The organism is Psychrosphaera sp. HA2-10 (assembly GCF_055693745.1).
Map to the genome: position 1 here is coordinate 724,662 of NZ_CM146341.1, position 23,783 is coordinate 748,444.

The 23,783-nt window shown below is 40.6% G+C and carries 21 protein-coding genes; 16 read left to right on the forward strand and 5 right to left on the reverse strand.

The features are described 5' to 3' along the window. Positions 1 to 9: 9 nt before the first annotated feature. Positions 10 to 1,287 carry a hypothetical protein gene (locus ACZ1GV_RS03375; RefSeq protein ID WP_472675232.1) on the forward strand — a complete coding sequence of 426 codons (1,278 nt, stop codon included), beginning with the start codon at positions 10 to 12 and terminating at the stop codon, positions 1,285 to 1,287. 54 nt (positions 1,288 to 1,341) lie between these two features. Here the strand turns inward: ACZ1GV_RS03375 and ACZ1GV_RS03380 are convergent, their stop codons facing one another. The 5 genes from ACZ1GV_RS03380 to map form a co-directional block, all read right to left on the reverse strand. Beyond that, positions 1,342 to 3,732 carry a S8 family serine peptidase gene (locus tag ACZ1GV_RS03380; RefSeq protein ID WP_472675233.1) on the reverse strand — a complete coding sequence of 797 codons (2,391 nt, stop codon included), beginning with the start codon at positions 3,730 to 3,732 and terminating at the stop codon, positions 1,342 to 1,344. A gap of 318 nt (positions 3,733 to 4,050) precedes the next feature. Then, complete coding sequence (locus ACZ1GV_RS03385) at positions 4,051 to 4,272, reverse strand: DUF3820 family protein (protein WP_472675234.1); 222 nt, start codon at positions 4,270 to 4,272, stop codon at positions 4,051 to 4,053. 99 nt (positions 4,273 to 4,371) lie between these two features. Further along, positions 4,372 to 5,199 (reverse strand): 2,3,4,5-tetrahydropyridine-2,6-dicarboxylate N-succinyltransferase, encoded by an 828-nt coding sequence (gene dapD, locus ACZ1GV_RS03390; protein ID WP_472675235.1) that lies wholly within the window; start codon positions 5,197 to 5,199, stop codon positions 4,372 to 4,374. Between the two features lie 13 nt (positions 5,200 to 5,212). Next, positions 5,213 to 7,828 carry a [protein-PII] uridylyltransferase gene (gene glnD, locus ACZ1GV_RS03395; protein WP_472675236.1) on the reverse strand — a complete coding sequence of 872 codons (2,616 nt, stop codon included), beginning with the start codon at positions 7,826 to 7,828 and terminating at the stop codon, positions 5,213 to 5,215. Between the two features lie 72 nt (positions 7,829 to 7,900). Then, complete coding sequence (gene map, locus ACZ1GV_RS03400) at positions 7,901 to 8,692, reverse strand: type I methionyl aminopeptidase (protein WP_472675237.1); 792 nt, start codon at positions 8,690 to 8,692, stop codon at positions 7,901 to 7,903. A gap of 332 nt (positions 8,693 to 9,024) precedes the next feature. Between map and rpsB the strand changes: the two genes are divergently transcribed. From rpsB to rnhB, 15 genes are all read left to right on the forward strand, one after another. Next, a complete protein-coding gene (gene rpsB, locus ACZ1GV_RS03405) occupies positions 9,025 to 9,747 on the forward strand; it encodes a 30S ribosomal protein S2 (RefSeq protein WP_210559987.1) in 723 nt (240 codons plus the stop codon). Positions 9,748 to 9,895: 148 nt separating this feature from the next. Further along, on the forward strand, positions 9,896 to 10,747 hold the full coding sequence (gene tsf / locus ACZ1GV_RS03410) for a translation elongation factor Ts (protein ID WP_210559986.1): 852 nt from the start codon (positions 9,896 to 9,898) through the stop codon (positions 10,745 to 10,747). A 135-nt stretch (positions 10,748 to 10,882) separates the two neighbouring features. Next, a complete protein-coding gene (gene pyrH / locus ACZ1GV_RS03415; protein ID WP_210559985.1) occupies positions 10,883 to 11,611 on the forward strand; it encodes a UMP kinase in 729 nt (242 codons plus the stop codon). 25 nt (positions 11,612 to 11,636) lie between these two features. After that, on the forward strand, positions 11,637 to 12,194 hold the full coding sequence (gene frr, locus ACZ1GV_RS03420; protein ID WP_472675238.1) for a ribosome recycling factor: 558 nt from the start codon (positions 11,637 to 11,639) through the stop codon (positions 12,192 to 12,194). Positions 12,195 to 12,272: 78 nt separating this feature from the next. Then, the gene (gene uppS / locus ACZ1GV_RS03425; RefSeq protein WP_472675239.1) at positions 12,273 to 13,043 is read left to right on the forward strand and encodes a polyprenyl diphosphate synthase; all 771 of its coding nucleotides are present in this window, start codon (positions 12,273 to 12,275) and stop codon (positions 13,041 to 13,043) included. A 15-nt stretch (positions 13,044 to 13,058) separates the two neighbouring features. Further along, a complete protein-coding gene (locus tag ACZ1GV_RS03430) occupies positions 13,059 to 13,925 on the forward strand; it encodes a phosphatidate cytidylyltransferase (protein WP_472675240.1) in 867 nt (288 codons plus the stop codon). A 9-nt stretch (positions 13,926 to 13,934) separates the two neighbouring features. Next, entirely contained in the window at positions 13,935 to 15,125 is a 1,191-nt protein-coding gene (gene ispC, locus ACZ1GV_RS03435) for a 1-deoxy-D-xylulose-5-phosphate reductoisomerase (RefSeq protein ID WP_472675241.1), read from the forward strand. Continuing rightward, on the forward strand, positions 15,125 to 16,465 hold the full coding sequence (gene rseP, locus ACZ1GV_RS03440) for a sigma E protease regulator RseP (protein WP_472675242.1): 1,341 nt from the start codon (positions 15,125 to 15,127) through the stop codon (positions 16,463 to 16,465). The genes ispC and rseP overlap by 1 nt, the downstream gene beginning before the upstream one ends. 40 nt (positions 16,466 to 16,505) lie before the next feature. Then, positions 16,506 to 18,980 (forward strand): outer membrane protein assembly factor BamA, encoded by a 2,475-nt coding sequence (gene bamA / locus ACZ1GV_RS03445; RefSeq protein WP_472675860.1) that lies wholly within the window; start codon positions 16,506 to 16,508, stop codon positions 18,978 to 18,980. A 31-nt stretch (positions 18,981 to 19,011) separates the two neighbouring features. After that, positions 19,012 to 19,515, forward strand: coding sequence for an OmpH/Skp family outer membrane protein (locus ACZ1GV_RS03450; RefSeq protein ID WP_472675243.1), 504 nt, complete (start codon positions 19,012 to 19,014; stop codon positions 19,513 to 19,515). Positions 19,516 to 19,584: 69 nt separating this feature from the next. Continuing rightward, positions 19,585 to 20,631 (forward strand): UDP-3-O-(3-hydroxymyristoyl)glucosamine N-acyltransferase, encoded by a 1,047-nt coding sequence (gene lpxD / locus ACZ1GV_RS03455; RefSeq protein WP_472675244.1) that lies wholly within the window; start codon positions 19,585 to 19,587, stop codon positions 20,629 to 20,631. Positions 20,632 to 20,661: 30 nt separating this feature from the next. After that, complete coding sequence (gene fabZ, locus ACZ1GV_RS03460) at positions 20,662 to 21,126, forward strand: 3-hydroxyacyl-ACP dehydratase FabZ (protein ID WP_472675245.1); 465 nt, start codon at positions 20,662 to 20,664, stop codon at positions 21,124 to 21,126. Positions 21,127 to 21,155: 29 nt separating this feature from the next. Beyond that, the gene (lpxA, locus tag ACZ1GV_RS03465) at positions 21,156 to 21,917 is read left to right on the forward strand and encodes an acyl-ACP--UDP-N-acetylglucosamine O-acyltransferase (protein WP_472675246.1); all 762 of its coding nucleotides are present in this window, start codon (positions 21,156 to 21,158) and stop codon (positions 21,915 to 21,917) included. Positions 21,918 to 22,004: 87 nt separating this feature from the next. Further along, positions 22,005 to 23,156: a lipid-A-disaccharide synthase gene (gene lpxB, locus ACZ1GV_RS03470; protein ID WP_472675247.1), complete on the forward strand. Its 1,152-nt coding sequence runs from the start codon at positions 22,005 to 22,007 to the stop codon at positions 23,154 to 23,156. A 1-nt stretch (position 23,157) separates the two neighbouring features. Continuing rightward, complete coding sequence (rnhB, locus tag ACZ1GV_RS03475) at positions 23,158 to 23,769, forward strand: ribonuclease HII (protein WP_472675248.1); 612 nt, start codon at positions 23,158 to 23,160, stop codon at positions 23,767 to 23,769. The last annotated feature ends 14 nt before the right edge of the window (positions 23,770 to 23,783 follow it).

The following is a 23,783-nucleotide window of genomic DNA, read 5'->3' on the forward strand; positions in this document are numbered from 1 at the left end:
TTAGGTTTCATGTCCAGAAAATATTTAACTGCATGCAAAGTAGTTTCACTTTCTACCATAAGCTTACTGGTGGCTGACAGTATTCTTCTATCAGCTAGTCAAGTTCAATATCACTTCAATAAAACATCAAGTTATATATATGCCGCGGCTAGCTCTGGAGAGGGGCTAGCCGCATATCAACTTTACCAGACAAAGCAAAATAGTTATTGGCTCGAAGAGGCGGCAATGGCTGGCCACATCGACGCTATTTGGGAACTACATCTTAAGAAAGCGCAGCAAGATGTCGATTATAATAATATTTGGTTAGAGGTTGCATTAAAAAGCGGTCATCCGATAGCGATACTGAACCGCATAGAGCAACTTGTTACGTTAAAAGAGTGGCAAAGAGCATCGTTTTTATTCGCTGAGTTAGAAAAAGAACGACTTGCAGAGCAAGATTTAAGTGCGGTTGCGTTATTAGAGCACTTGAAAGACACAGTATATAATTTGGGTAGTGATAAGCCCGACTCGAAAGCAGATAAACATTCTCAAAGCAGCGTAACACGCTTTAATCTAACCATTAATGACTCTAGGTATAATAGCGCTTGGACCGAATTCGAAATGGCTTCCAGTTGTGAAGTCAAAGTCCTGATATATTCATCTTCACTAAAACTAGCGGAGCACAGCGGTCAGTTAATTGAACAGTTTTATTCTTTGTTGCCCAACTCTCAACAAGCAATTTGTTTCTCACCAATTACCGTGGATTATCGCTTAAATAGAATTTGTGATGAAAATAATCATGGTCTACTTACGTGTGATAAGAAAAGTCTGGGAAACATGGTGCAAGAAGCGTTGCCTATTTCAATAGAAGATAAAAAGCTTCGTTTGTTAATAGTAGGGGAAACTGGTCGAGCTAATAGTGTTGGACCGTTGATTTACCTAGACTATCGGGATACGGCTCAAGTTCTACTTCATGAAATTGGTCATTGGTTAAATCTATATGATGAATATAAAATAGCCCGCTCACATCAACAAATATTTTGTAACGAATCGTCTCCCACTGAATTGGGGTTTAATCTTGTCATCGCGCCAACGAGTTACGCCAAAAGCACACTTGAGCAACATTTTAATCACTCTCTGTGGCCGGCTGATACATGCAAAGGGACTAATAATAACGCGTTTAAAAAGCAGCCATATTTGTCACCCATGGAGTACTTTGACGTTACTTTGCCAAGCGAATACTTACCTTTTTTTGATACGCCAGTCCTAAACCCAAATCATACTAGTCTAGATATATTTTTTAGATAAAAAAAAGCCCGCGAACGGGCTTCAGAACTAACGATTGGGAACATCGTGTTTAAACTAAGGCTGGTATGAAACGTCCATACTCAAGCCTGAGAATGTGCTGTAAGCGCGAACGCCTATGTGCCATGTGCCGGCGGTTGGGTTGTTTACCGAACAGTTTTCGGTATTACCTGACTTATACGGACGACAATCGTACGCAGATGTTGTAGGTTGAGCACCAAAGCGAATATATAAATCGGCATCACCAGAACCGCCATATGTGTTTACGTCAAACGAAGACATACCGGCAGGAACGTCAACTGTGTAATACTTCCAGTTGTTACGTGTTGCAGAGATATTATTAATAGTTGTGTCATAACCTTGACCACCACCTGTTGAACCAGCTGTATAGCTGCCTGTTAAGCTCACACCACTAAATGCAGAGTAACCAATAACTTTAACGTGGTAAGTACCTGCTTGCGCGTTAGTGATAGGACAGCTTTCTACGTTACCACCTTTATATGGACGACAGTCGTAGCTAGATGTTGTTGGTTTAGAACCAAACTTAACATAAAGATCGGCATCACCAGTTCCACCCGTCATATCAAAGCTTAAACCAGTTGCACCAGCCGGAACTTCAAGTGTGAACTCGAGTTCTTGATTTGCAGAGCCTGATAAGCCAGTTTTTGCTTGTCCATTAGTTAGTGCGTTGCCGCCTGTTGGAGGAGGTGTTGTTCCGCCACCACAGTTTGCTGCAAGATAATCAGAAGCAGCTTTAACCTGTACTAAACCAAAACCGGTTTTATTATCACGGCCTGCAGTTTCTAAGTCGATAGCAGTTGCTTTAAGAGCTGTACGCACTTCAGATGCAGTACAAGAGATATTGTTAGACCAAGCTAAAGCAGCGGCGGCAGCAACGTGCGGAGTTGCCATTGATGTACCGTTGTAATATGCATAGTCTTGGTTCGCTACAACACTTAATGATGCAGACTGTCCAATTCTGGATGCAAGCTCTAAACCTAACGCACGGTTCACAGATACAGTAGGGACATCCACAGCGCCAGTCGCGTCAACTAAGAATGGGTTTTGTAGACCTGGACGAGCACTGTTACTGTATACAATAACACCTGACGCTCCAGCATCAGCACAAGCTTTAGCTGGGTTGATTTCAGGATAATTGCTGCCTTTTTGGTTGTCATTACGAGGCGCAATACAAATATTACCTGCTACGTTTGAACAGTTGTAAGACGAACCTGACCAAGTACATTGTGAAAGAACGCCAGATGCAGAGCCATTCACGTCTTGAACAACATAGCTACCACCACTTTGAACAAAGCGTGTTTGTGGTGCTGCACGATCATTTGCCCATGTTGTACCACCCACTGTGATAGAGCCTAAACGACCGTCACCAGCTACCGTAGATAATATAGCTTCACCTGGGCCGGCGATTTCAACTTGTGGTGTAAACTGAGAAAACTCAGCATGTTTACCAGTTTCATCAACAGCACCAACTGCCATTACCGTGTCGTAGGATGCAGGGTAAGAAAGGCTTGAATCACCATCGTTACCAGAAGCTGCAATTAGTAATACACCTTGCGCCGTAGCTGCTTCTAAACCATTACGCTCAGAAGTGCTTTGTGAAGGACCACCCAAACTCATGTTTACAACTTTGGCACCATTGTTAACACAGGTATTAACTGCTGTTACTAAGTCAGAGCTATAACCCCAACCTGCTTCGTTAAATACCTTAACAATATGAAGGTTTACATTGGTATTTGGCATAACTCCAACAACGCCTTCGTTGTTGTTTACTGCTGCAATAGTACCGGCAACGTGTGTGCCATGTGAACCGCCAGCTTGGTACCAATTGCCTGTACCTGGATCATTTGTACCAGTTGCATTATTTGATGCTAAATCAGGATTGTTAGCTTGATAGCCAGAATCAATGATACAAACCGTCATGTTACCTGCGTTTGCATCTGATACTTGGTCGGCTTGAATGTTAGGAACGCCCCAAGGAACGTTTTCAGCCATTAAGAAACGAACAGGGTCCATCTCGGCCATTTTAATATTTTTATCTTGGCGAACTAAATCAAGGAATGCTTTACGCTCTTTACTGCCAATTTTTTGTGCTAGTTTAAAAATGTGCTTTTTGTTTTTAAGCTTACCTTTATGCTTAACACCACTTTTTTTAAGCATCTTACGTAAACGCTTAGCTAATTTTTTAGCTTCTTTTTTTGTGTCTACGTTGTCTAAATATTCGATAATGAATTGATCTGTTTGATCTTCAAGAATTAACTCACGTTGTTTGGCTTTCCACTCTGCAAAATCAGCGTGAGTACCAACGTATTCTTTCTTTTCTACTTCTTGCAGGTTCGCAGCGTTTGCTGCACCCATAGACAGGGTCGCTGCCGTTGCCAATGCCACTATAGTCATGGCTGGCGCTTGTTTTTTATTATAGTTTGTCATCTATCTTCTCTTTTCATGTTCTGTGTCGCTTTGCGCTTCACAAGATTGTTAGATGCATTCCTTTGTCCTGAGACCACATTTACACTCTCTTCAATGGAGTGCTTGTTAAAAATGTAGACTCAGACACTAGCTTGTTTTTTACAATAATTGTAGAAAATTTTTCCTAAAGATTAGGTTGATTACACAAAATGACGGGTTGAGGTGCGTTTGATGGGAATAATATTCTATCGTGCAGGCGTTGAAGGTAAAGACATCAGGGTTATATAAACGCGATTATTACAAATAAATAAAACTAATAAAAAAAAGTATTACAAAATGTTAATAGGGGGTTTTTAGTCTTGCCAACATACCCTCTAATCCATTTAGTTTTATTTCATACATGAGCGCTAGCTGTTGACCTAATTGATTGTTTGGAAAGCCTTGCTTATGAAACCAAACTAAATAAGGTTCTGGTAAATCAATAAGTTTACGACCGGCATACTTGCCAAATGGCATTAGCGTGTTGATTGCTTTGGTAAGAAACTCTGGATTATCGAGCATATAGTTAACGTTCTTTTGTTTAAACCATTTCTTAGGTATTGATAGGCTTTGTCTGTTTGATACACATAAAGGCGACCGAAGTCGCCAATATCAGTTAACTTACTCGTCAATGCCTCGTAGTAAGGCATTAACACCCACTTTAGCACGGGTTTGAGCGTCTACTTTCTTAACTATGATAGCTGCGTATAATGTGTGTGAGCCATCTTTTGAAGGTAAAGAGCCTGGAACGACTACAGCTCCAGCTGGAACTCGACCATAGGTAATCTCACCTGTCTCGCGATCATAAATACGTGTTGACTGGCTAATATAAACGCCCATTGAAAGCACGGCGCCTTCTTCAACAATTACACCCTCTACAACTTCAGAACGCGCACCAATAAAACAATTATCTTCAATGATTGTTGGGTTTGCCTGTAATGGCTCTAAAACACCACCAATACCAACACCGCCAGACAAGTGTACGTTTTTACCGATTTGTGCACATGAGCCCACTGTCGCCCAAGTATCCACCATAGTGCCTTCATCAACAAAAGCGCCAATATTTGTATAAGAAGGCATAAGGACAACATTTTTACCAATAAACGCACCTTTTCTAACTGCCGCAGGAGGAACAACTCGCATACCTTGAGCTTTGAAGTCATCCGCAGTGTAGTTGGCAAATTTGCTGTCTACTTTATCCCAGTATTTAGTTTCAGCGCCGTCCATCAACTCATTGTCTTTTATTCTAAAAGATAATAAAACTGCCTTTTTAAGCCACTGATGAACGACCCATTCGCCAGCGATTTTTTCAGCGACACGAGCTTCACCACGATCTAGCATAAGCAGTGTTTCTTCAACAGCTGTCTTTATTTCTTGGCTTACTGTGCCTGGGGTAATGTTGTCACGTTGTTCAAACGCATTCTCAATAATATTTTGTAGCTGGCTCATATTCTTCCTTTGTTCAGTCGTTAATTTCAGCTTGTAATGCTTCTACTAAATCTTGTTTTTGTTGTTCGTTCAGTCTTTCTCTTGTCGCCGTGGAAATTTTAAAAATATCCTCTGCTTTTTCGCCATTTGTAGAAATTTTTGCTGAATACAAGAGTATGTTCATTTCACTAAATACTTTGGCTATTTTAGCGAGCAATCCTGGAGTGTCTAGCGCTGTAAACTCCATCATGTCTCGTTTGTTGCTTTTTGCATCCATAAACCGAACACGCAGTGGCATCGAAAACTGCTTTATTTGTCTAGGGACACGTTTTTGTGCTCGTGTTATAGACAATTCGCCTGTAAGTACTTTTGCAATTGTCTCTTTTATATCATTGCGACGACTAGCAGAATCGATGACAGTATTATCATGATCTAAAACGATAAATGTATCGATTAAATAGCCATCTTTGGTATTCATAATATGGGCGTCAACAACGTTTACGTTTTTGTTATGGAAAACGGACACTATATTCGCAAAAAGGCCGGCTTGATCTTTTGCATAAACAAACACCTGAGTGCCACCCCTGACAGACTGCTCACTGATCCATACTAATGGTTGCTTAGTTCTATTTTTATGAGCTAATAGATGCTTAGTGTGCCAAGCCAGTTGTTGTGGACTATGTCGAGTGAAATATACTGTCCTAAATTGTTTCCATATTTGTACTGCTCTTTCTAAGTCTAAATTTTCTTTCGATAATAACGCTAAGGCCTGTTCTTTATGCGATGCTGCTGTTTCCCTCATGCCTTTCGCATTCTCTAAGCCTTGTCTAAGAGCACGTCGCGTAGCTAGGTAGAGATCAGAAAGTAGCGTGTTTTTCCACTCGTTCCATAAATTGGTATTTGTTGCTCTTACGTCGGCAACCGTTAGGCAGTATAGGTTGTCTAATCGAGTTTCATCTTTAATTTTTTTTGCAAATTCTGCAATCACATCAGGATCGTAAATATCATTCTTTTGCGCCGTAATAGACATTAGTAAGTGATTCTCTACTAACCAGCTAACGAGCTTTTTATCTGACTTTGGAAGACCATGCAAAGTACCAAAGTTCATAGCGTCAATGGCGCCTAACTTAGAGTGATCACCGCCTCGTCCTTTACCAATATCGTGAAAAATGCCAGCGAGTGTTAATAACTCAGGCTTGTCTAATCGTTTATAGATCTCACTACATAATGGGAACTCATCTTTATACTTAACGAGAGAATAACGATGAATATTTTTCAATAATCTATGAGTATGTTCATCAACTGTATATGCGTGGAAAAGGTCAAACTGCATTTGGCCTACAATGTGGCGCCAATTCGGCATGTAATAGGCGAGAACGCCATGTTTGACCATTAGCGTAAAGGCATGGCCTAGTGCATTTGGATGACGCAAAAAGGTCATAAACATAGAACGACATTTTTCTAGATCATGTAAATCACCCATGAGACGACGACGAACTCTACGCAGTAAACGAATGGTGTCTGAATGGAGCGTTTTAATTTGCGGGTTATCGGCAATATGAATAAACATTTTTATTATATTGGCACGATAGAAAAACGCGTCGTTGTGTCTTACAAGCAAAGAGCGACCGTGAGTTGCAAAGTCCTCATCAATGTTGATCGTTTCTTCTTTGGTGCCCAGTATTGCCGAGTTAAAGCGTTGCAATAACATAGTATTAAGTTCGATAACTCGACGGGCTACTCGAAAAAAGCGTTTCATCATACGCTCTACAGCTGTTTTACCGTCGTTACCAAATCCCATGGTTTCAGCGACTAAAGGCTGATAGTCAAATAATAATCTGTTTTCATTTCGCTTAGCCACTATATGCAGCGCAAATCGCATTTGCCAGAGAAAGTCTTGGCACTCCAGCATTTCTTCATATTCATCTTGGAGTAAATATTGTTCTTTAACTAAATCTGTAATGTGCTGCGTATTAAAATGTTTTTTGGCAACCCAAGAAATAGTTTGTAAGTCTCGTAGACAGCCTGGATTGGCTTTTAAATTTGGCTCAAGGTTGTAGGAGGTTGAAAAGTAACGTTTATGCCTTCTTTCTTGTTCTTCACGCTTAGCTAAATAAAATTCTTTGCTGGTCATGAAGTTGGATTCGGTCAAATTAGATTCGAGCAAATCAAAGTTTATTTTATTCCCACATAATAAGCGGCGTTCCATCAAATTTGTTGCAATGGTAATGTCTTCAGCTGCAATGTTAATGGACTCAGTAATAGTTCTTACCGAATGACCAACATCAAACTTAAAATCCCAAAGTAGCGTAAGGAATTGGGAGATTTTTTCACTGGTGGAGGAATTGATTTCTTTGTTTGTAAGTACTAACAAATCGATGTCTGACTCTGGGTGTAATTCACCTCGCCCATAGCCACCAACTGCTAGCAGGGTTACATCCGTTTCTTCATTTAGACCACAATGTTGCCAGATGTTTAATAACATGAAATCGACAAAGGTAGCCCTTGCTTGCACTAATTTTCTAACAGAAATTAGATTAAAATGCTCCTCGCTCCAAAGTGAAAACTCCGTTAAACGCTGACGGTAAGTTGTCATGTCGAAAGGCAGAGGTAGTGGGGCAAGCAAATGATTAGGGATCTTTGATTTCACGGTTTTATTGGCCTTAGCTTTTCAAAATTATATCTGGCAATAAAAAAGGAGCGACACGCGCTCCCATCTTAATTAGTGTTCTATCACTCTTGGAAAGTCTTCATCATTACGAAGCGTCAATACTTCAACACCGTTTGCAGTAACTAGTAGTGTATGTTCCCACTGTGCTGAAAGCTTTCGGTCTTTAGTTACGGCTGTCCATTGATCAGGCAGTATTTTCAGTTTGTGAGTACCAACGTTTATCATAGGCTCAATAGTAAAACACATACCTTCTTTTAGCTCTTCGCCTGTGCCGGGACGACCATAATGAACAATTTGTGGCTCTTCGTGAAAACCTTCACCAATACCATGTCCACAAAAATCACGAACGACTGAATAAGAATGACCTTCTGCGTGCTTTTGGATTACAGAACCGATGTCACCTAAACGACAACCAGGCTTAACTAACTCGATCGCTTTGTATAAACATTCTTGTGTAACTTTCGCCAAGCGTTCTGCCATGATTGTTGGCTTGCCGACAAAAAACATTTTAGAGGTGTCACCATGAAAACCATCTTTAATCACAGTAACGTCGATGTTAACGCAGTCGCCATCTTTAAGAGGCTTGTCATCAGGAATGCCGTGGCAAATTACGTGATTAACAGAGGTACAAACTGACTTCGGAAATGGTGGTTGTCCATAATTCAAAGGCGCAGGAATACAACCTTGAACATCAACAATATAGTTGTGACAAAGTGTATTTAGCTCGTTGGTTGTTACGCCAGGTTTAACGTGAGCTTCAATCATTTCTAGAACTTCAGCCGCTAAGCGTCCAGCAACTCGCATTTTTTCTATTTGTTCCGGTGTTTTTATTACCGCGCCCATATTACCCTCACAAGAAGTTATTAATCACAAAACCAATGAAATCGGTAAAAATGTCAAAAAATGAACAGTTTTTATGTGATTTTGTTGTGTTTCATTAGGGTAATATGGTATAAAGCGCGCCTTATTTTTACAAAGGTTTTTTCAGGTTTTCCTTAAATCATTTTTGTATTAGTAAGAATGTTGTCTTCTTTAGGGACGATAACACTTAACTTTAATTTAAATAACACACATATATCGACACATTCTCCGGGGTGCCAAATCACTGAAAAGTGAAGCGGTCGGATTGGAATGGGATATATGGAGGCCTAACCCCATATAGAGGATTATATATAATGGCAAACGTATCTATGCGTGACATGCTACAAGCTGGCGTACACTTTGGTCACCAAACTCGTTACTGGAACCCTAAAATGAAACCTTTCATTTTCGGCGCACGTAACAAAGTTCATATCATCAACTTAGAAAACACTGTTCCTATGTTCAACGAAGCGCTTGATTTCATCAAGTCTGTTTCTGCACGTAAAGGTAAAGTTTTATTTGTTGGTACAAAGCGTGCTGCAAGCGAAGCGATCAAAGAAGCGGCTATTGCTAGCGACCAATACTACGTAAATCACCGTTGGTTAGGTGGTATGTTGACTAACTGGAAAACAGTTCGTCAATCAATCAAGCGTTTAAAAGATTTGGAAGCACAATCTGACGACGGTACTTTTGAAAAGCTAACTAAAAAAGAAGCTTTGATGCGTACTCGTGAGATGGAAAAACTTGAAAAGAGCCTTGGCGGTATCAAGAACATGGGCGGTTTGCCAGACGTTATCTTCATCATCGATGCAGACAACGAGCACATCGCAATTGCTGAAGCAAACAACCTAGGTATTCCTGTTGTTGCTGTTGTTGATACAAACTCTAACCCAGACAACATCGATTTTGTTGTTCCTGGTAACGATGACGCTATCCGCGCTATTCAGTTATACACATCATCTGTAGCTGCAGCGATCAAAGAAGGTCGTTCAAAGAACATCGAAGTTCAAGCTGAAGATTTTGTAGAAGCTGAGTAATAATTGCTGTAACAAATCGTTAATCCCGATTTAATCATTACAACAATTTTGGGGGTCATAATATGGCCCCTTTTCCAAATTATATAAATTAGCGCTTCAAGACTGTTTTGTTTAGAAGCGATAATCATACAAATTAGAGGACAAGACCATGGCAGTAACTGCTGCATTAGTTAAAGAACTTCGTGATCGCACTGGCGCGGGCATGATGGACTGTAAAAAAGCCCTTACTGAAACTAACGGTGATATCGAGCTAGCAATCGAAAACATGCGTAAAAACGGTCAAGCAAAAGCGGCTAAAAAAGCCGGTAACATTGCTGCCGAAGGTACGATCATCATCAAAGAAAACAACGGCGTAGCTGTTTTAGTTGAAGTTAACTGTCAAACAGACTTCGTTGCTAAAGACGCAAGCTTCTTAGCATTCGCTAACTCTGTTGCTGATGCTGCTATTGCTGAAGTAACAACTATCGACGATCTTAAAGCTAAGTTTGAAGAAGAGCGTGTTGCATTAGTTGCTAAAATTGGTGAGAACATGAACGTTCGTCGTCTTCAGTACGTTCAAGGTGCTGCTTTAGCGTCTTACCGTCACGGCGAGAAAATTGGTGTTGTTGTTGCGGGTGAAGGTTCTGCTGAAACTCTTAAGCACGTTGCTATGCACGTTGCAGCAAGCAAGCCAGAATTCGTTAACCCTTCTGACGTTCCAGCTGATGTTGTTGAAAACGAAAAGCGTATTCAAATCGAAATCGCAATGAACGAAGGCAAGCCAGCTGAAATCGCAGAAAAAATGGTTTCTGGTCGTATGAAGAAGTTCACTGGTGAGATTTCTCTTACTGGTCAAGCGTTCATCATGGAACCTAAAAAGTCTGTTGGCGAAATTCTTAAAGAAAAAGGCGCATCAGTTACTTCTTTCGTTCGTTTAGAAGTTGGTGAAGGCATCGAGAAAAAAGAAGAAGATTTTGCTGCTGAAGTAGCTGCACAAATCGAAGCTGCTAAAAACGCTTAATTCGTTAAGCCTTTAAAAGCAATACAAAACCGTAATGGGGCAACCTGTTACGGTTTTTTTGTTTTGTAAAATTATCAAAATTGGCATAGAATACGCCGCAATTTGCACCTCTGTTAAATCATATCGGGAGCCTTAATGAGCACAAAGCCAGTTTTTAGACGCATCTTATTGAAACTTAGCGGGGAAGCCTTAGTTGGTGACGAAGGTTTTGGGATTGACCCAAAAGTTTTAGACCGTATGGCTCAAGAAATTAAAGAACTAGTTGAGCATGATATCCAAGTTGGTGTTGTGTTGGGTGGCGGTAATATTTTTCGAGGTGCGCCTCTGGCAGAAGCCGGTATGAACCGAGTTGTAGGTGACCATATGGGCATGTTAGCAACTGTTATGAATGGTTTGGCGATGCGTGATGCTCTTCATCGAGCTCATGTTAATGCACGATTAATGTCAGCCATTCCTCTTAAGGGAGTGTGTGACGATTACTCGTGGGCAGAAGGCATTAGCTTACTCAAAAGCGGTCGTGTTGTGATATTCTCTGCTGGTACAGGCAACCCATTTTTTACAACTGACTCTGCAGCCTGTTTACGTGGAATCGAAATTGAAGCCGATGTTGTATTAAAAGCAACGAAAGTTGACGGTGTTTACTCTGCAGATCCAGTGAAAGATCCGGAAGCGACCTTATATCGTGAACTAGATTATCAAGACGTAATTGAACAAGAATTAAAAGTAATGGACCTAGCAGCATTTACTCTAGCTAGAGACCATAATATTCCTATTTGTGTTTTCAACATGAACAAGCCTGGCGCGCTTCGTCGAGTTATCATGGGTGAAGAAGAAGGCACAATAGTTACCAAATTAAATAAATAATAGAATAACTCGAAGGATATTTACTGTGTTAGATGAAATTCAAAAAGATGCAGCCACTCGCATGGACAAAAGTATTGAGTCTCTTCAGTCTCAATTAAATAAAATTCGCACCGGTCGCGCGCACCCGAGTCTTTTAGACGGCATTCAAGTTTCTTATTACGGAGCTGATACGCCGTTAAACCAGGTAGCAAACGTGACTATTGAAGATAACCGCACGTTATCTCTAACTGTGTTTGATAAATCTTTATCGCAAGCAGTAGAGAAAGCAATTATGAAATCAGACTTAGGTTTAAACCCTATGTCTGCAGGCACTGTAATTCGAATCCCATTACCACCACTAACTGAAGAACGTCGTCGTGACCTAGTTAAGGTTGTGAAGGGTGAAGTTGAAGGCGGTCGTGTTGCGGTACGTAATATTCGTCGTGATGCAAATGGTGACATAAAGTCACTGTTGAAAGATAAAGAGATTTCTGAAGATGAAGCTCGTCAGTCTGAAGACGCAATCCAAAAGCTTACAGACGCTAAAATGAAAATTATTGATGCAATGTTAGCAACAAAAGAAAAAGAGTTGATGGAAATATAATCCGCGGCTCAGAAGTTAAATAAAAACGCCGTTACAGTCAAAGTGAACGGCGTTTTTATTATCAAGCAGGTTTTAAAAATGGCAAAAAAAGACGTTGTTGAACAGGTTCTTTCACACTATTCAGGCTCTATCCCAAAGCATGTTGGGATTATTATGGATGGGAATGGACGCTGGGCACAACAAAAGGGAATGCCTAGGGTCTATGGACATAAAAAAGGGGTCGACTCAGTTAGAGAGGCTGTCAGTTTTGCGCGAAAGGTTGGTGTTAAATCACTAACCCTGTTCGCTTTCTCTAGTGAGAACTGGAAACGACCTGAGGACGAAGTAAGCGGCTTGATGGAGCTTTTCATGCTAGTGCTTACTAGAGAAGTTAATACGTTACATAAAAATAACGTGAAGTTAAAAATTGTTGGGGATATTTCTGCGTTTAGCGACAAGATTCAACAAAAGGTCGCAAGCGCGCATCACTTAACTGACTCAAATACGGGACTAACTCTCAATGTAGCCGCCAATTATGGTGGGCGCTGGGACATAGTTAATGCGGCAAAAAGTATTGCCAATGATGTTCAGTCAGGTAAATTAGACCCTAATAGTATAGATGAAGCTTTGTTTGGTGATCGAATGTCCTTAGCGGAGCAACCAGAGTTAGACCTACTTATTCGAACGGGTGGGGAGTCACGCGTAAGTAACTTTTTGTTGTGGCAACTCGCTTATGCAGAATTACACTTTACCCCTATTTATTGGCCGGATTTTGATCAGCTCAGTTTTGCACAAGCGATAGAAGCTTTTGCAGGAACTGAACGCCGCTTTGGTCTTACAGGTGAACAGGTCAAACTTAATGAATTTTAGAATTGGGAAATTAGTTTGTTAAAACAACGCATTATTACCGCAGTTATATTGGCTGCAATTTTATTATCGGCACTGTTCACAATGCCGTTCGACTATTTTGCATGGGCTTCGCTTGCTGTCTTTGGTTACGGAGCCTACGAGTGGAGCAAATTTGCTGAAATTTCGCAATTTAAGTATCAATTACTCTACGCAGCTGGAGCTGTGGTTGTTGGCATCGGCCTGTACGCTGGTGTACTCGATTTCTCTTTATGGACGCTAACTGGCCAATTGACGCAGAATAACTACTTATTAATGGTGCTAGCGTGTATATGGTGGACCATTAGTTCTGTACTTGTACTTATTTACCCAAGAGGTAACCGAGTCTGGCAACATCAACCAATCGTAAAATCTATATTTGGTTACTTAACGCTAGTACCTGCTTGGATTGCGTTATTGACGATTCGGGAATATCACTACCTATTGGATAAAGATAGCGGTGCTTGGTTAGCGCTATTTGTATTTAGTATTGTTTGGTCGGCGGACATCGGTGCCTACTTTGCGGGTAAGAAGTTCGGTAGCCATAAGCTTATGCCGAATGTAAGCCCAGGTAAAACTATTGAAGGTTTTGTTGGTGGCATGGTAGCAGTTGTCGTTTTGTCTCTGGTAGTCCTTTGGAACAATAACGTTGATTTTACTGACTGGTTAGCACTAACAGCATGTTGTGTTGTCATTGGTGTTGTGTCGGCATTTGGTGATTTAAGCGAAAGTATGCTTAAACGAGACGCGGGAATAAAAGATAGCGGGAATATACTTCCAGGGCACGGTGGTCTACTAGATCGCATTGACTCTTTGACCGCCGCAATGCCAGTATTTTTGGTTTTCTTTAGTCACTTCTATTTGTAAGCGAACTTAATGCAATCCGTTACTATACTCGGTGCCACAGGCTCTATAGGCTTATCTACATTAGATGTGATGTCTCGTCACCGCTCTGAATATTCTTTGTATGCTGTAACTGGCAATACTAATGTTGATGGCATGATCGCATTGTGTCAGCAACATCACCCTTCTATCGCCGTTATGGCAAATGAACAAGCAGCAGAAAAATTACAAACAGCAGTCCTCAAGTTAGGCCTAGATGTCACGGTTAGAAGCGGTAAAAATGCGTTAATCGAAGTCTCTAGTTGTAATGAAGTAGATATAGTCATGGCTGCGATCGTAGGTGGTGCCGGATTAATGCCAACAATGGCGGCCGCTCAATCTGGAAAGCGAATTTGTCTAGCTAACAAAGAAGCACTGGTAATGAGTGGTGAGCTGTTTTTAGACGCCGTTCGAGATAATAACGCTGAATTATTGCCGGTAGATAGCGAGCACAATGCGATCTTTCAGTCTCTGCCTGCCGAAGTACAACAAGGCGGCGCCTTGGAGTCGGCAGGGGTGGAGAAAATATTATTAACCGGTTCCGGTGGTCCATTCTTAAATACGCCTATTTCTGAGTTTAACAACATTACGCCCAAGATGGCTGTTGCCCACCCAAACTGGAGTATGGGCGCTAAAATATCAGTAGACTCTGCAACTATGATGAATAAAGGGCTCGAGTTTGTAGAAGCTCGACTGTTATTTAATGCAAGATTTGATCAAATAGAAGTCGTAATTCACCCGCAAAGTATAATTCATTCTATGGTCTCGTACTCTGATGGCTCGGTGCTAGCTCAAATGGGCCAACCAGATATGCGGACGCCGATTGCTCATTCATTAGCGTATCCAAGTCGAATTAAGTCAGGCGTAGAGCCATTAGATTTTAGTAAATTAGCGGACTTTTCTTTTTGTAAGCCTGATTTCGAGCGTTTCCCTAACCTAAGATTAGCTTTAGAAGCCTCGCAAAAGGGTCAGGGCGCAACAACTGTTTTAAATGCAAGTAATGAAGTTGCTGTGGATGCGTTCTTAAAAGGCAATATTAGATTTACCGACATAGCGACAGTGAACGAGTACTGCTTAACTGAGTTAGGCGGCGCATCACCGACAACGATAGACGATATCCTACAGTTAGACTGCCGCGCTCGGGAATATGCAATAGCTAATATAAGTAAAGGTAATGCCTGCTAATGGATATTCTAATTAATATTATAAGCTTTTTAGTCGCGTTAGGCATTTTAGTCTTTGTGCATGAATATGGTCATTACTGGGTTGCTCGACGCAATGGCGTTAAGGTTATTCGTTTTGCCATTGGTTTTGGTAAACCGATTTATTCGTGGCTTGGCAAAGACGGCACTGAATATGTAATTGGGCTTATTCCATTGGGCGGCTACGTTAGAATGTTAGATGGCAGAGTTGATAGTGTCTCCGCAGAGGAGCACCACTTAGCCTTCGATAAAAAACATGTATTACAGCGTATTTCAATTGTTGCGGCAGGGCCACTAGCAAACTTCATCTTTGCTGCAGTACTGATTTTTATAATGCTAGTCGTCGGTGTACCTGCGGTAAAACCGGTAATAGGCGATGTTAAAGAAGGCTCAGCAGCGCAAACAGCAGGGCTGCAAACGAATGACTTAATTACCTCAATTAATAACGAATCAGTAACAGATTGGTCTTCCGTTCAATATAAGTTAATTGATTTGATTGGTAACGACACAATTCCATTAGTAGTAAAGAGAAATGGTAAAGAATCGCTTATTGAAATAGACACAAAGAGCTGGTCAATTGAAGAAGGCGAGCTAATGTCGTCACTTGGTTTTACGCCTTTTTCACCAGAGCCGACATTAACGATTAGCTATATCGACGAGCAAGGCGCAGCTTTTGCTGGCGGTATAATTAAAAATGATACTTTACTATCAATTAATGGCGAACTATTGAGTTCTTGGCAACAGGCCGTGTCCATAATTACAAACTCTCCAGGGAAATTACTTTCTATCGCAGTAATGCGAGGCAACGAGGTAGTCACGCTTGAGGTCTCACCAAATAACCGTCCAACGGAAGAAGGTTTTTCACGCGGTTATTTAGGCGTCTCGCCAAAGTTTGAAGAATGGCCAAAAGACTATGTATTTACTAATCAATATGCTATTTTGCCCGCCATCAATCAATCTTTTGTGAAAACTTGGGACTTGATAAAACTGACCTTTAATATGATTGGGAAGTTTGTGACTGGCGCTATCGGTCTAGAAAATTTAAGTGGCCCTATTGCAATTGCACAGGGGGCCGGCATAAGTGCCCAAAGCGGTTTTATTTATTTTATAAGCTTCATGGCGCTGATAAGTGTAAACCTCGGCGTAGTTAATTTGTTGCCTTTACCTGTCTTAGACGGTGGGCATTTAATGTATTTTATTATTGAACTTATAAGAGGAAAACCTGTCTCTGAAAGGGTACAGGAACTGGGATTCCGTTTTGGTGCAATTGCACTGATGTTGATTATGGGAATCGCCTTATTTAATGATTTTGGTCGTTTATAGTGCGTTGTAAACGAGCCGTAGTAGTTGTATTGGAATTAAAATAATAATGAAACAAGTCTTAATTGGTATTTTTTTAGTAAGTGCGAGTTGGTTATCTGTTGCCAATGATGAAAAGTTTGTCATAGAAGACATTCAAGTTAATGGCCTGCAGCGTGTTGCACTCGGTGCTGCATTGACTCATGTACCGTTCACCGTAGGCGATCAGATATCCGAGTTTTACGTCGCTCAATCTATAAAGCGACTTTATGCTTCGGGCTTTTTTGCCAATATAGAAGCCTTCCGTGACGGTAATAAAATTATATTTAAAGTTACGGAACGTCCTACAATTAGTGACATTGAGTTCGACGGCAACAGTGATATTAAAGATGATCAACTACAAACGAGCTTAAACGACAGTAATATCAGAGTTGGTGAGTCTTTAGATAAAACTGTTCTTGATACCGTTGAGTCTGGACTTTTAGATTTTTATCATAGTGTTGGTAAATATAATGCGTCAATTAACGCAACGGTTACCTACCTACCAAGAAATAGAGTTAAATTGAAGTTTGAGTTTGATGAAGGTGATGCTGCATCGATAAAACAAATCAATATTGTAGGAAATGAAGTTTTTAATGACGAAGAGTTGTTAGCCGGTATTGAAAGTAAACAGAATCTTTCCTGGTGGCAGTTTATGGATAACGACCGTTATCAAAAACAAGCACTTAAAGGTGATATGGAAACGATTCGCGATTATTACTTAGATCGTGGTTATTTGCGTTACAACTTAGATTCAACGCAAGTGTCGGTGGCTCCAGATAAAGAATCTGTCTATGTAACTTTAAACGTCTCTGAGGGTGAACCATACACAGTTACTGGTTTTGATTTTATTGGTGATCTATTAGGGCAAGAAGATTTTATTAGAAAGATTGTCCCAATTCGTAAGGACGAGCGATATAACGGAGCATTAGTTACTTATACAGAAGAAATGATAACTAAGTACCTTGGTCGTTTTGGTTATGCAAATGCAAAAGTAAATACAATTCCAGACGCAAATGATGAAACAAAAGAAGTAAAACTGACAATATCTGTAGACCCAGGTAAACGAGTTTATGTTCGACGAATCAAATTTGTAGGTAATTTTTCAACGTCAGATGAAGTATTACGTAGAGAGATGCGCCAATTTGAAGGTGCCACGTTATCGAATAATTTGTTAGAAATGTCTAAAACTCTTCTACAACGTCTCAAATATATTGAAAGTGTAGATTTTGCAATTCAAGAGTTACCAGGTGAAGACGATCAAGTCGATGTTGTATTCAGAATAAAAGAACAAGCGTCGGGTACTTTCCAGGCGGGTATTTCATATGGTGATTACACTGGACTTGCGTTTAACACATCCATTCAGCAAGAAAACTTTCTTGGAACAGGAAACTCTGTTGGCATTGGCTTGAACACTTGGAAAGCACAACAAACTATCTCTCTAAACTATACAGATAACTATTTTACAGACGACGGTGTCGCACTTGGTGGTCAGATATCTTACAGTAGTTACGATGCCTCGAAAGTAAATCTAGTAACATATTCTCGAAAAACCGTTTCGATTGGTCCAACTCTCAGTTGGCCTGTTATGGAAAACAACAGAATAAGTGTTGGTGTGGCTTACAAAGATATCGAAATATCGTCGTTACAGCCTTATGACCAAATTAGACGTTTTGCAGAAGCATATATTGATCCTGCAGATCCAGATGCAAAATTTGACTTTGAAAGTGTTGAAGCAAATATCGGCTGGAGTCGAAATACATTGAACCGAGGTGTATTCCCATCGGATGGTTCAAGTCAATATTATGGCTTCAAAGTATCTGTGCCTGGTTCAGATGTTGAGTACTTTAAGTTTAACTTTGACTCCAAGTTTTACTTCCCTCTAACAGATAACCATAAGTGGACTCTACTGGCTCGGTTTGAGGCAAACTATGGTAATGGTTATGGGGACCTAAATGGTAATGAACAGACTTTACCTTTTTGGGAAAATATGCAACAACGTTCAAATGACCTTCGTGGCTTTGAAAGCAACACAATTGGTCCAAAAGGTATTCAACGAGTATCACAAACAATCAGTGGTGGTCCAAATACAATTGGTGGCATAAACAGTATTATTATAGGGTCTGAAAATGATTCCATTCAACCAACGTTCCGCGCGACAGGTGGTAATGCGTCGGTATTTGGTGGTATTGAGTTAATTACTCCAACACCATTCTTATCGGATGATTTTGCTAACTCAGTTAGAACATCAGTATTTATCGATGCAGGTAATGTCTGGGATACGGAGTTTGATATTAGTGATTACGATAACTTAGCCGCAGATCAAAGAGCAAAGATAGTTGATTATTCTGATGCGGGTCGTTATCGTGTATCTGCCGGCGTAAGTTTTCAGTGGTTATCACCAATGGGACCTCTAGTATTCACATGGTCAAAGCCACTTAAAGAATATGAAGAAGACGAACATGAAGTATTTAGTTTTAATATCGGAACGACCTTTTAGGGAAAACAGTTCTTTAATTTTGGAGTAGAAAATGACACTAGCAAAAAAAATCTTAGCCTTAACAACAGGTATCTTATTTTCGGTTACAGCTTGGGCTGAGTCGATAGCAGTAGTAGACGTGCAAAAAGTTGTAGCACAGTTACCGCAAATGGCGGCTATGCAACAACAATTGCAACAAGAGTTTGCTGGTGCAGCTGAAGAAGTTGAAAAACTAAAAAGCGACATCCAATTTAATATGGAAAAGTTTCAGCGTGAATCAATGACAATGAGCCAAGAACAACAAGATAAACTGCGCTCAGACATTGAAACTATGCAGCAGTCTTATCAAGCTAAAGCTCAACCGTTGCAAGAAAACATTCGTCGTCGTCAAGCTGAAGAGCGCAATAAAATAATGGCTATCATTAAGACTGCGGTTGACGAAGTTGCGGCTGAGAAAAAGATTGATGTGGTGTTCCAAGCGCAATCAGTAGCGTTTGTTACTCCTGAGAAAGACATTTCTCAACTTGTAATCGAAAAAGCAAGTAAAGTTAAGTAAAATCATATTACTATAGTGAAGCCCACTTTAGTCTCTAAAGTGGGCTTTTTTGTGTCTGGAGCAATATAAATGAAATATACACTTAAAGAATTAGCAGCATGGGTAGCTAATGAGTCAGGAATAGAAGTTTGCATAAAAGGTAACGCAGACTTGCTAATTCAAAGAATCGCTACCATAGAGGGTGCTTCAGGAAGTGATATTACTTTTCTAGCGAATAAAAAATACGCTAAACATTTAACAACTTGTAAAGCTGGTTGCGTAATTTTAGCACCAGATATGGTTGATAACTGGACCAAAGATGCGCTGGTAATGGAAAACCCTTACGTGGGTTTTGCACTTGTTGCGCAAAAACTTGATACCACACCTCAGCAAGTAAAAACGATTGCCCCTTCTGCAATTATTGGTGCAACAGCAACAATTGGATGTAATGTGGCCATTGGTGCCAATGTAGTTATCGAAGACGGTGCTGAAATTGGTGATGATGTACAGATCGGAGCAGGTTGCTACATAGGACAAGGTACAATACTCGGAGCAGGCACAAGATTATGGCCAAACGTAACCGTTTATCATAACGTCACTTTTGGCTCCAAATGTATGGTTCAAGGAAACTCTGTTATTGGAGCCGACGGTTTTGGCTACGCACCTCTTCAAGAAAACAACAATCAAAAGTGGATTAAAATTCCGCAATTAGGCGGAGTTAGTATTGGTGATGGTACAGAAATTGGCGCGAATACTACAATTGATCGTGGCGCTATAGCTGACACTAAAATTGGTAAAGGCGTTATTCTCGATAATCAAATTCAAATTGGGCATAATGTCGAGATTGGTGATTACACGGCAATAGCAGCTGGTACTTTGATTGCAGGAAGCACAAAAGTTGGCCACAACGTAACGATAGGTGGTGGCGTTGGTATAGCTGGTCATCTTAATATATGTGATCGAGCGTTTATAACTGGCCGAACTTTTGTAATTAACGATATAATGGAGCCAGGTGTATATTCATCAGGGATGCCTGCAACAACAAATAAAGAGTGGCGCAATAATGCGGCACGCTATAGAAAATTGACTGAACTATTTTCACGGGTTAAAACCTTAGAAAAAAAGATACAAAAATAGTTCTGATTGCAGCTTGTAAGGAGACATATTTTGTCTGAGCAATTAAATACATTTGAAATCGAAGAAATCATGTCATATCTGCCACATAGATACCCTATGTTGCTGATTGACCGTGTTATTGATTATAAAGTTGGTGAAACACTGCACGCCATAAAAAACGTCAGTATTAATGAACCAATTTTTACAGGCCACTTCCCAGGTAAACCTGTATTTCCAGGTGTACTGATTTTAGAAGCGATGGCCCAGGCTACAGGTTTACTAGGTTTTAAGACGATTGAAGCTCAAAAAGGCCAAGTAGATCCAAATGAACTATATTTATTTGCAGCAATAGACAACGCTCGTTTTAAGCACCCAGTTACGCCAGGCGACCAAATTCACTTTCACGTGAAGTTTATAAAAGAACGTCGCGGTATATGGAAGTTCTCAGGTGAAGCTTTAGTAGATGGAAAATTAGCGGCTAGTGCAGAAATCATGTGCGCCCGTCGTGTCCTTTAATTTAACAACTATATAAAAGAGATTTTGATTTGATACACGAAACTGCAATCATTTCTAAAAGTGCAATACTAGGCAAAAATGTAAGTGTCGGGCCTTATTCTATCATTGGTGATGATGTGGTCATTGGTGACAATACCGTAATTCATAGCCATGTTGTAGTTAAAGGCCCAAGTGTTATCGGGAAAAATAATGAAATTTATCAGTTTTCATCGGTAGGTGAAGATTGCCAAGATAAAAAGTATGCTGGTGAACCAACTCGGCTTGAAATTGGCGATAATAATATTATCCGTGAAAACGTCACTATCCATCGTGGTACAATTCAAGATCAAAGCCTAACTAAAATTGGTAGCAACAATTTGTTTATGGCTTATACCCATGTAGCGCACGACTGCGTAATCGGTGACAACGTAATATTTGCAAACAACGCAAGTGTTGCAGGACATGTACATGTTGGTGATTGGGCTATTTTAGGTGGAATGGTTGGCGTGCATCAATTTGTTCACATTGGCGCACATAGTTTTATCGGGCTAAATAGTATAGTGGTAAAAGACGTGCCTCCGTATGTACTTGCGGCCGGTAACGGTGCTGAGCCGAAAGGCTTGAATAGTGAAGGACTGAAGCGTAGAGGTTTTAGTTCAGAGCAAATCAGTGCAATAAAGGCTGCGTATCGTACAACTTATCGAAAAGGCTTGAGCGTGGCTGATGCCTTGTCTAGTATAGACTCATCAGATCCTGCCGTAGAGTTATTTACTTCATTTATAAAAAACTCATCAAGAGGCATTATTCGTTAAGCCACGTTACTGACCTAGAATCAAAAAGTAACTGTTTTATTGCTAGGGCATGCGTACGGATGATAGACGTATAAAAGAAAGAGAGTTATGTCGACACTAAAAATAGGCATAGTAGCTGGGGAACACTCCGGCGATTTATTGGGCGCTGACTTAATGTCGGCGCTTTCTGATCTTGCCAAACAACAAAATAAGACCATCGAATTTCGTGGCGTAGCCGGTCCCAAGATGATTTCACTGGGGGCGCATAGCTACTTTGATATGGAAGAGCTCTCTGTGATGGGAGTGGTTGAAATACTTAAGCGCTTGCCTAGATTGCTTAAAAAGCGCAAGCAGTTAATAAAAGACCTTGCCGCTTGGCAACCTGACGTTGTAATAGGTATCGATGCCCCAGAATTTAATTTAGGCATGGAGCTACAGTTAAAGGATTTAGGATTTAAAACCATTCATTACGTAAGCCCATCCGTTTGGGCTTGGCGTCAATCTCGAGTAAAAAAAATCAAGAAAGCGGTTGATAAGGTGTTAGCTTTGCTGCCTTTTGAAAAAGCCTTCTATGACAAACATGGTGTGCCGTGTGATTTTGTGGGTCATACACTTGCCGACCAAATTCCAGTTGAGAGTCAAAAAGCTGAATGTAGAACAAAACTGGGCTTGGCTACAGATGATAAAGTGTTAGCGGTTCTGCCTGGAAGTCGCGGTTCGGAAATTAAATTTCTGTTACAGCCCTTTTTAGCAGCAGCGAGTCAACTCAAACAAGATTTTCCTCAGTTGACAATATTAGTGCCAGCGGTGAATGACTTCAGAGCTCAGCAAATTCAAGCTCAAATAGATACACAATTCCCTGAATTGAATATAACCGTATCTATCGGCAATGCTCGAGAGGTTATGGGGGCAGCAGATGTAGTTCTATTAGCGTCTGGTACAGCTACGCTAGAGACCATGTTAATGAAGACACCTATGGTTACTGCCTATAAGGTTAGTTGGCTAAGTTATGAAATATTTAAACGCTTAATTAAAACCCCATTTTTTACCCTGCCTAACTTACTTGCACAAAAACAGATCGTTGCCGAACTGATTCAAGAAGAAGCGTCAGTTAAGAATATAGTCTCTCACATTAAGCCTATGCTGGAAGTTCCACAGACAGAAATGATAGAGCAGTTTACTCAGTTGCATATCGATATAAAGCGAGATGCCAGTGCCAAAGCCGCTCGTTCAATATGGCAAGTATTAGAGGATAAGTAAGATGTCTGTTATCTTTAATGCACAAAATTTTCAACGCCCTAACGTATTATTAATCGCCGGTGTCGATGAAGTTGGTCGTGGACCTTTAGTGGGTGATGTTGTTACAGCTGCGGTGATTTTAGATCCAAACAAGCCTATAGAAGGCCTTACGGACTCGAAAAAGCTATCAGAGAAAAAGCGAAATGCATTAGCGGAAATTATCAAGCGAGATGCGCTGTCGTGGTCGATAGGACGTGCAGATCCAAGTGAGATTGACGAATTAAATATACTACATGCCACCATGTTAGCAATGCAAAGAGCTGTGGCTAGACTCGATGTTCAACCAGAGCATGTGTTAATTGATGGAAATCGTGTTCCTAACTTGCCAATGGCTGGAAATGCGGTCGTTAAAGGTGATGCGCTCGTCCCTGAGATTTCAGCGGCATCAATATTAGCAAAAGTTGCTCGAGATCAAGAAATGGACGAGTTAGATCAGATTCACCCTGAATATGGCTTTGCTAAACATAAAGGTTATCCAACAAAATTACACTTTGAAATGCTTGCCAAATTCGGTCCAACACCGCACCATAGGAAAAGTTTTAAGCCAGTGCAAAAAGCACTAGGTATAAGTTAATAGCTGGCAATGTG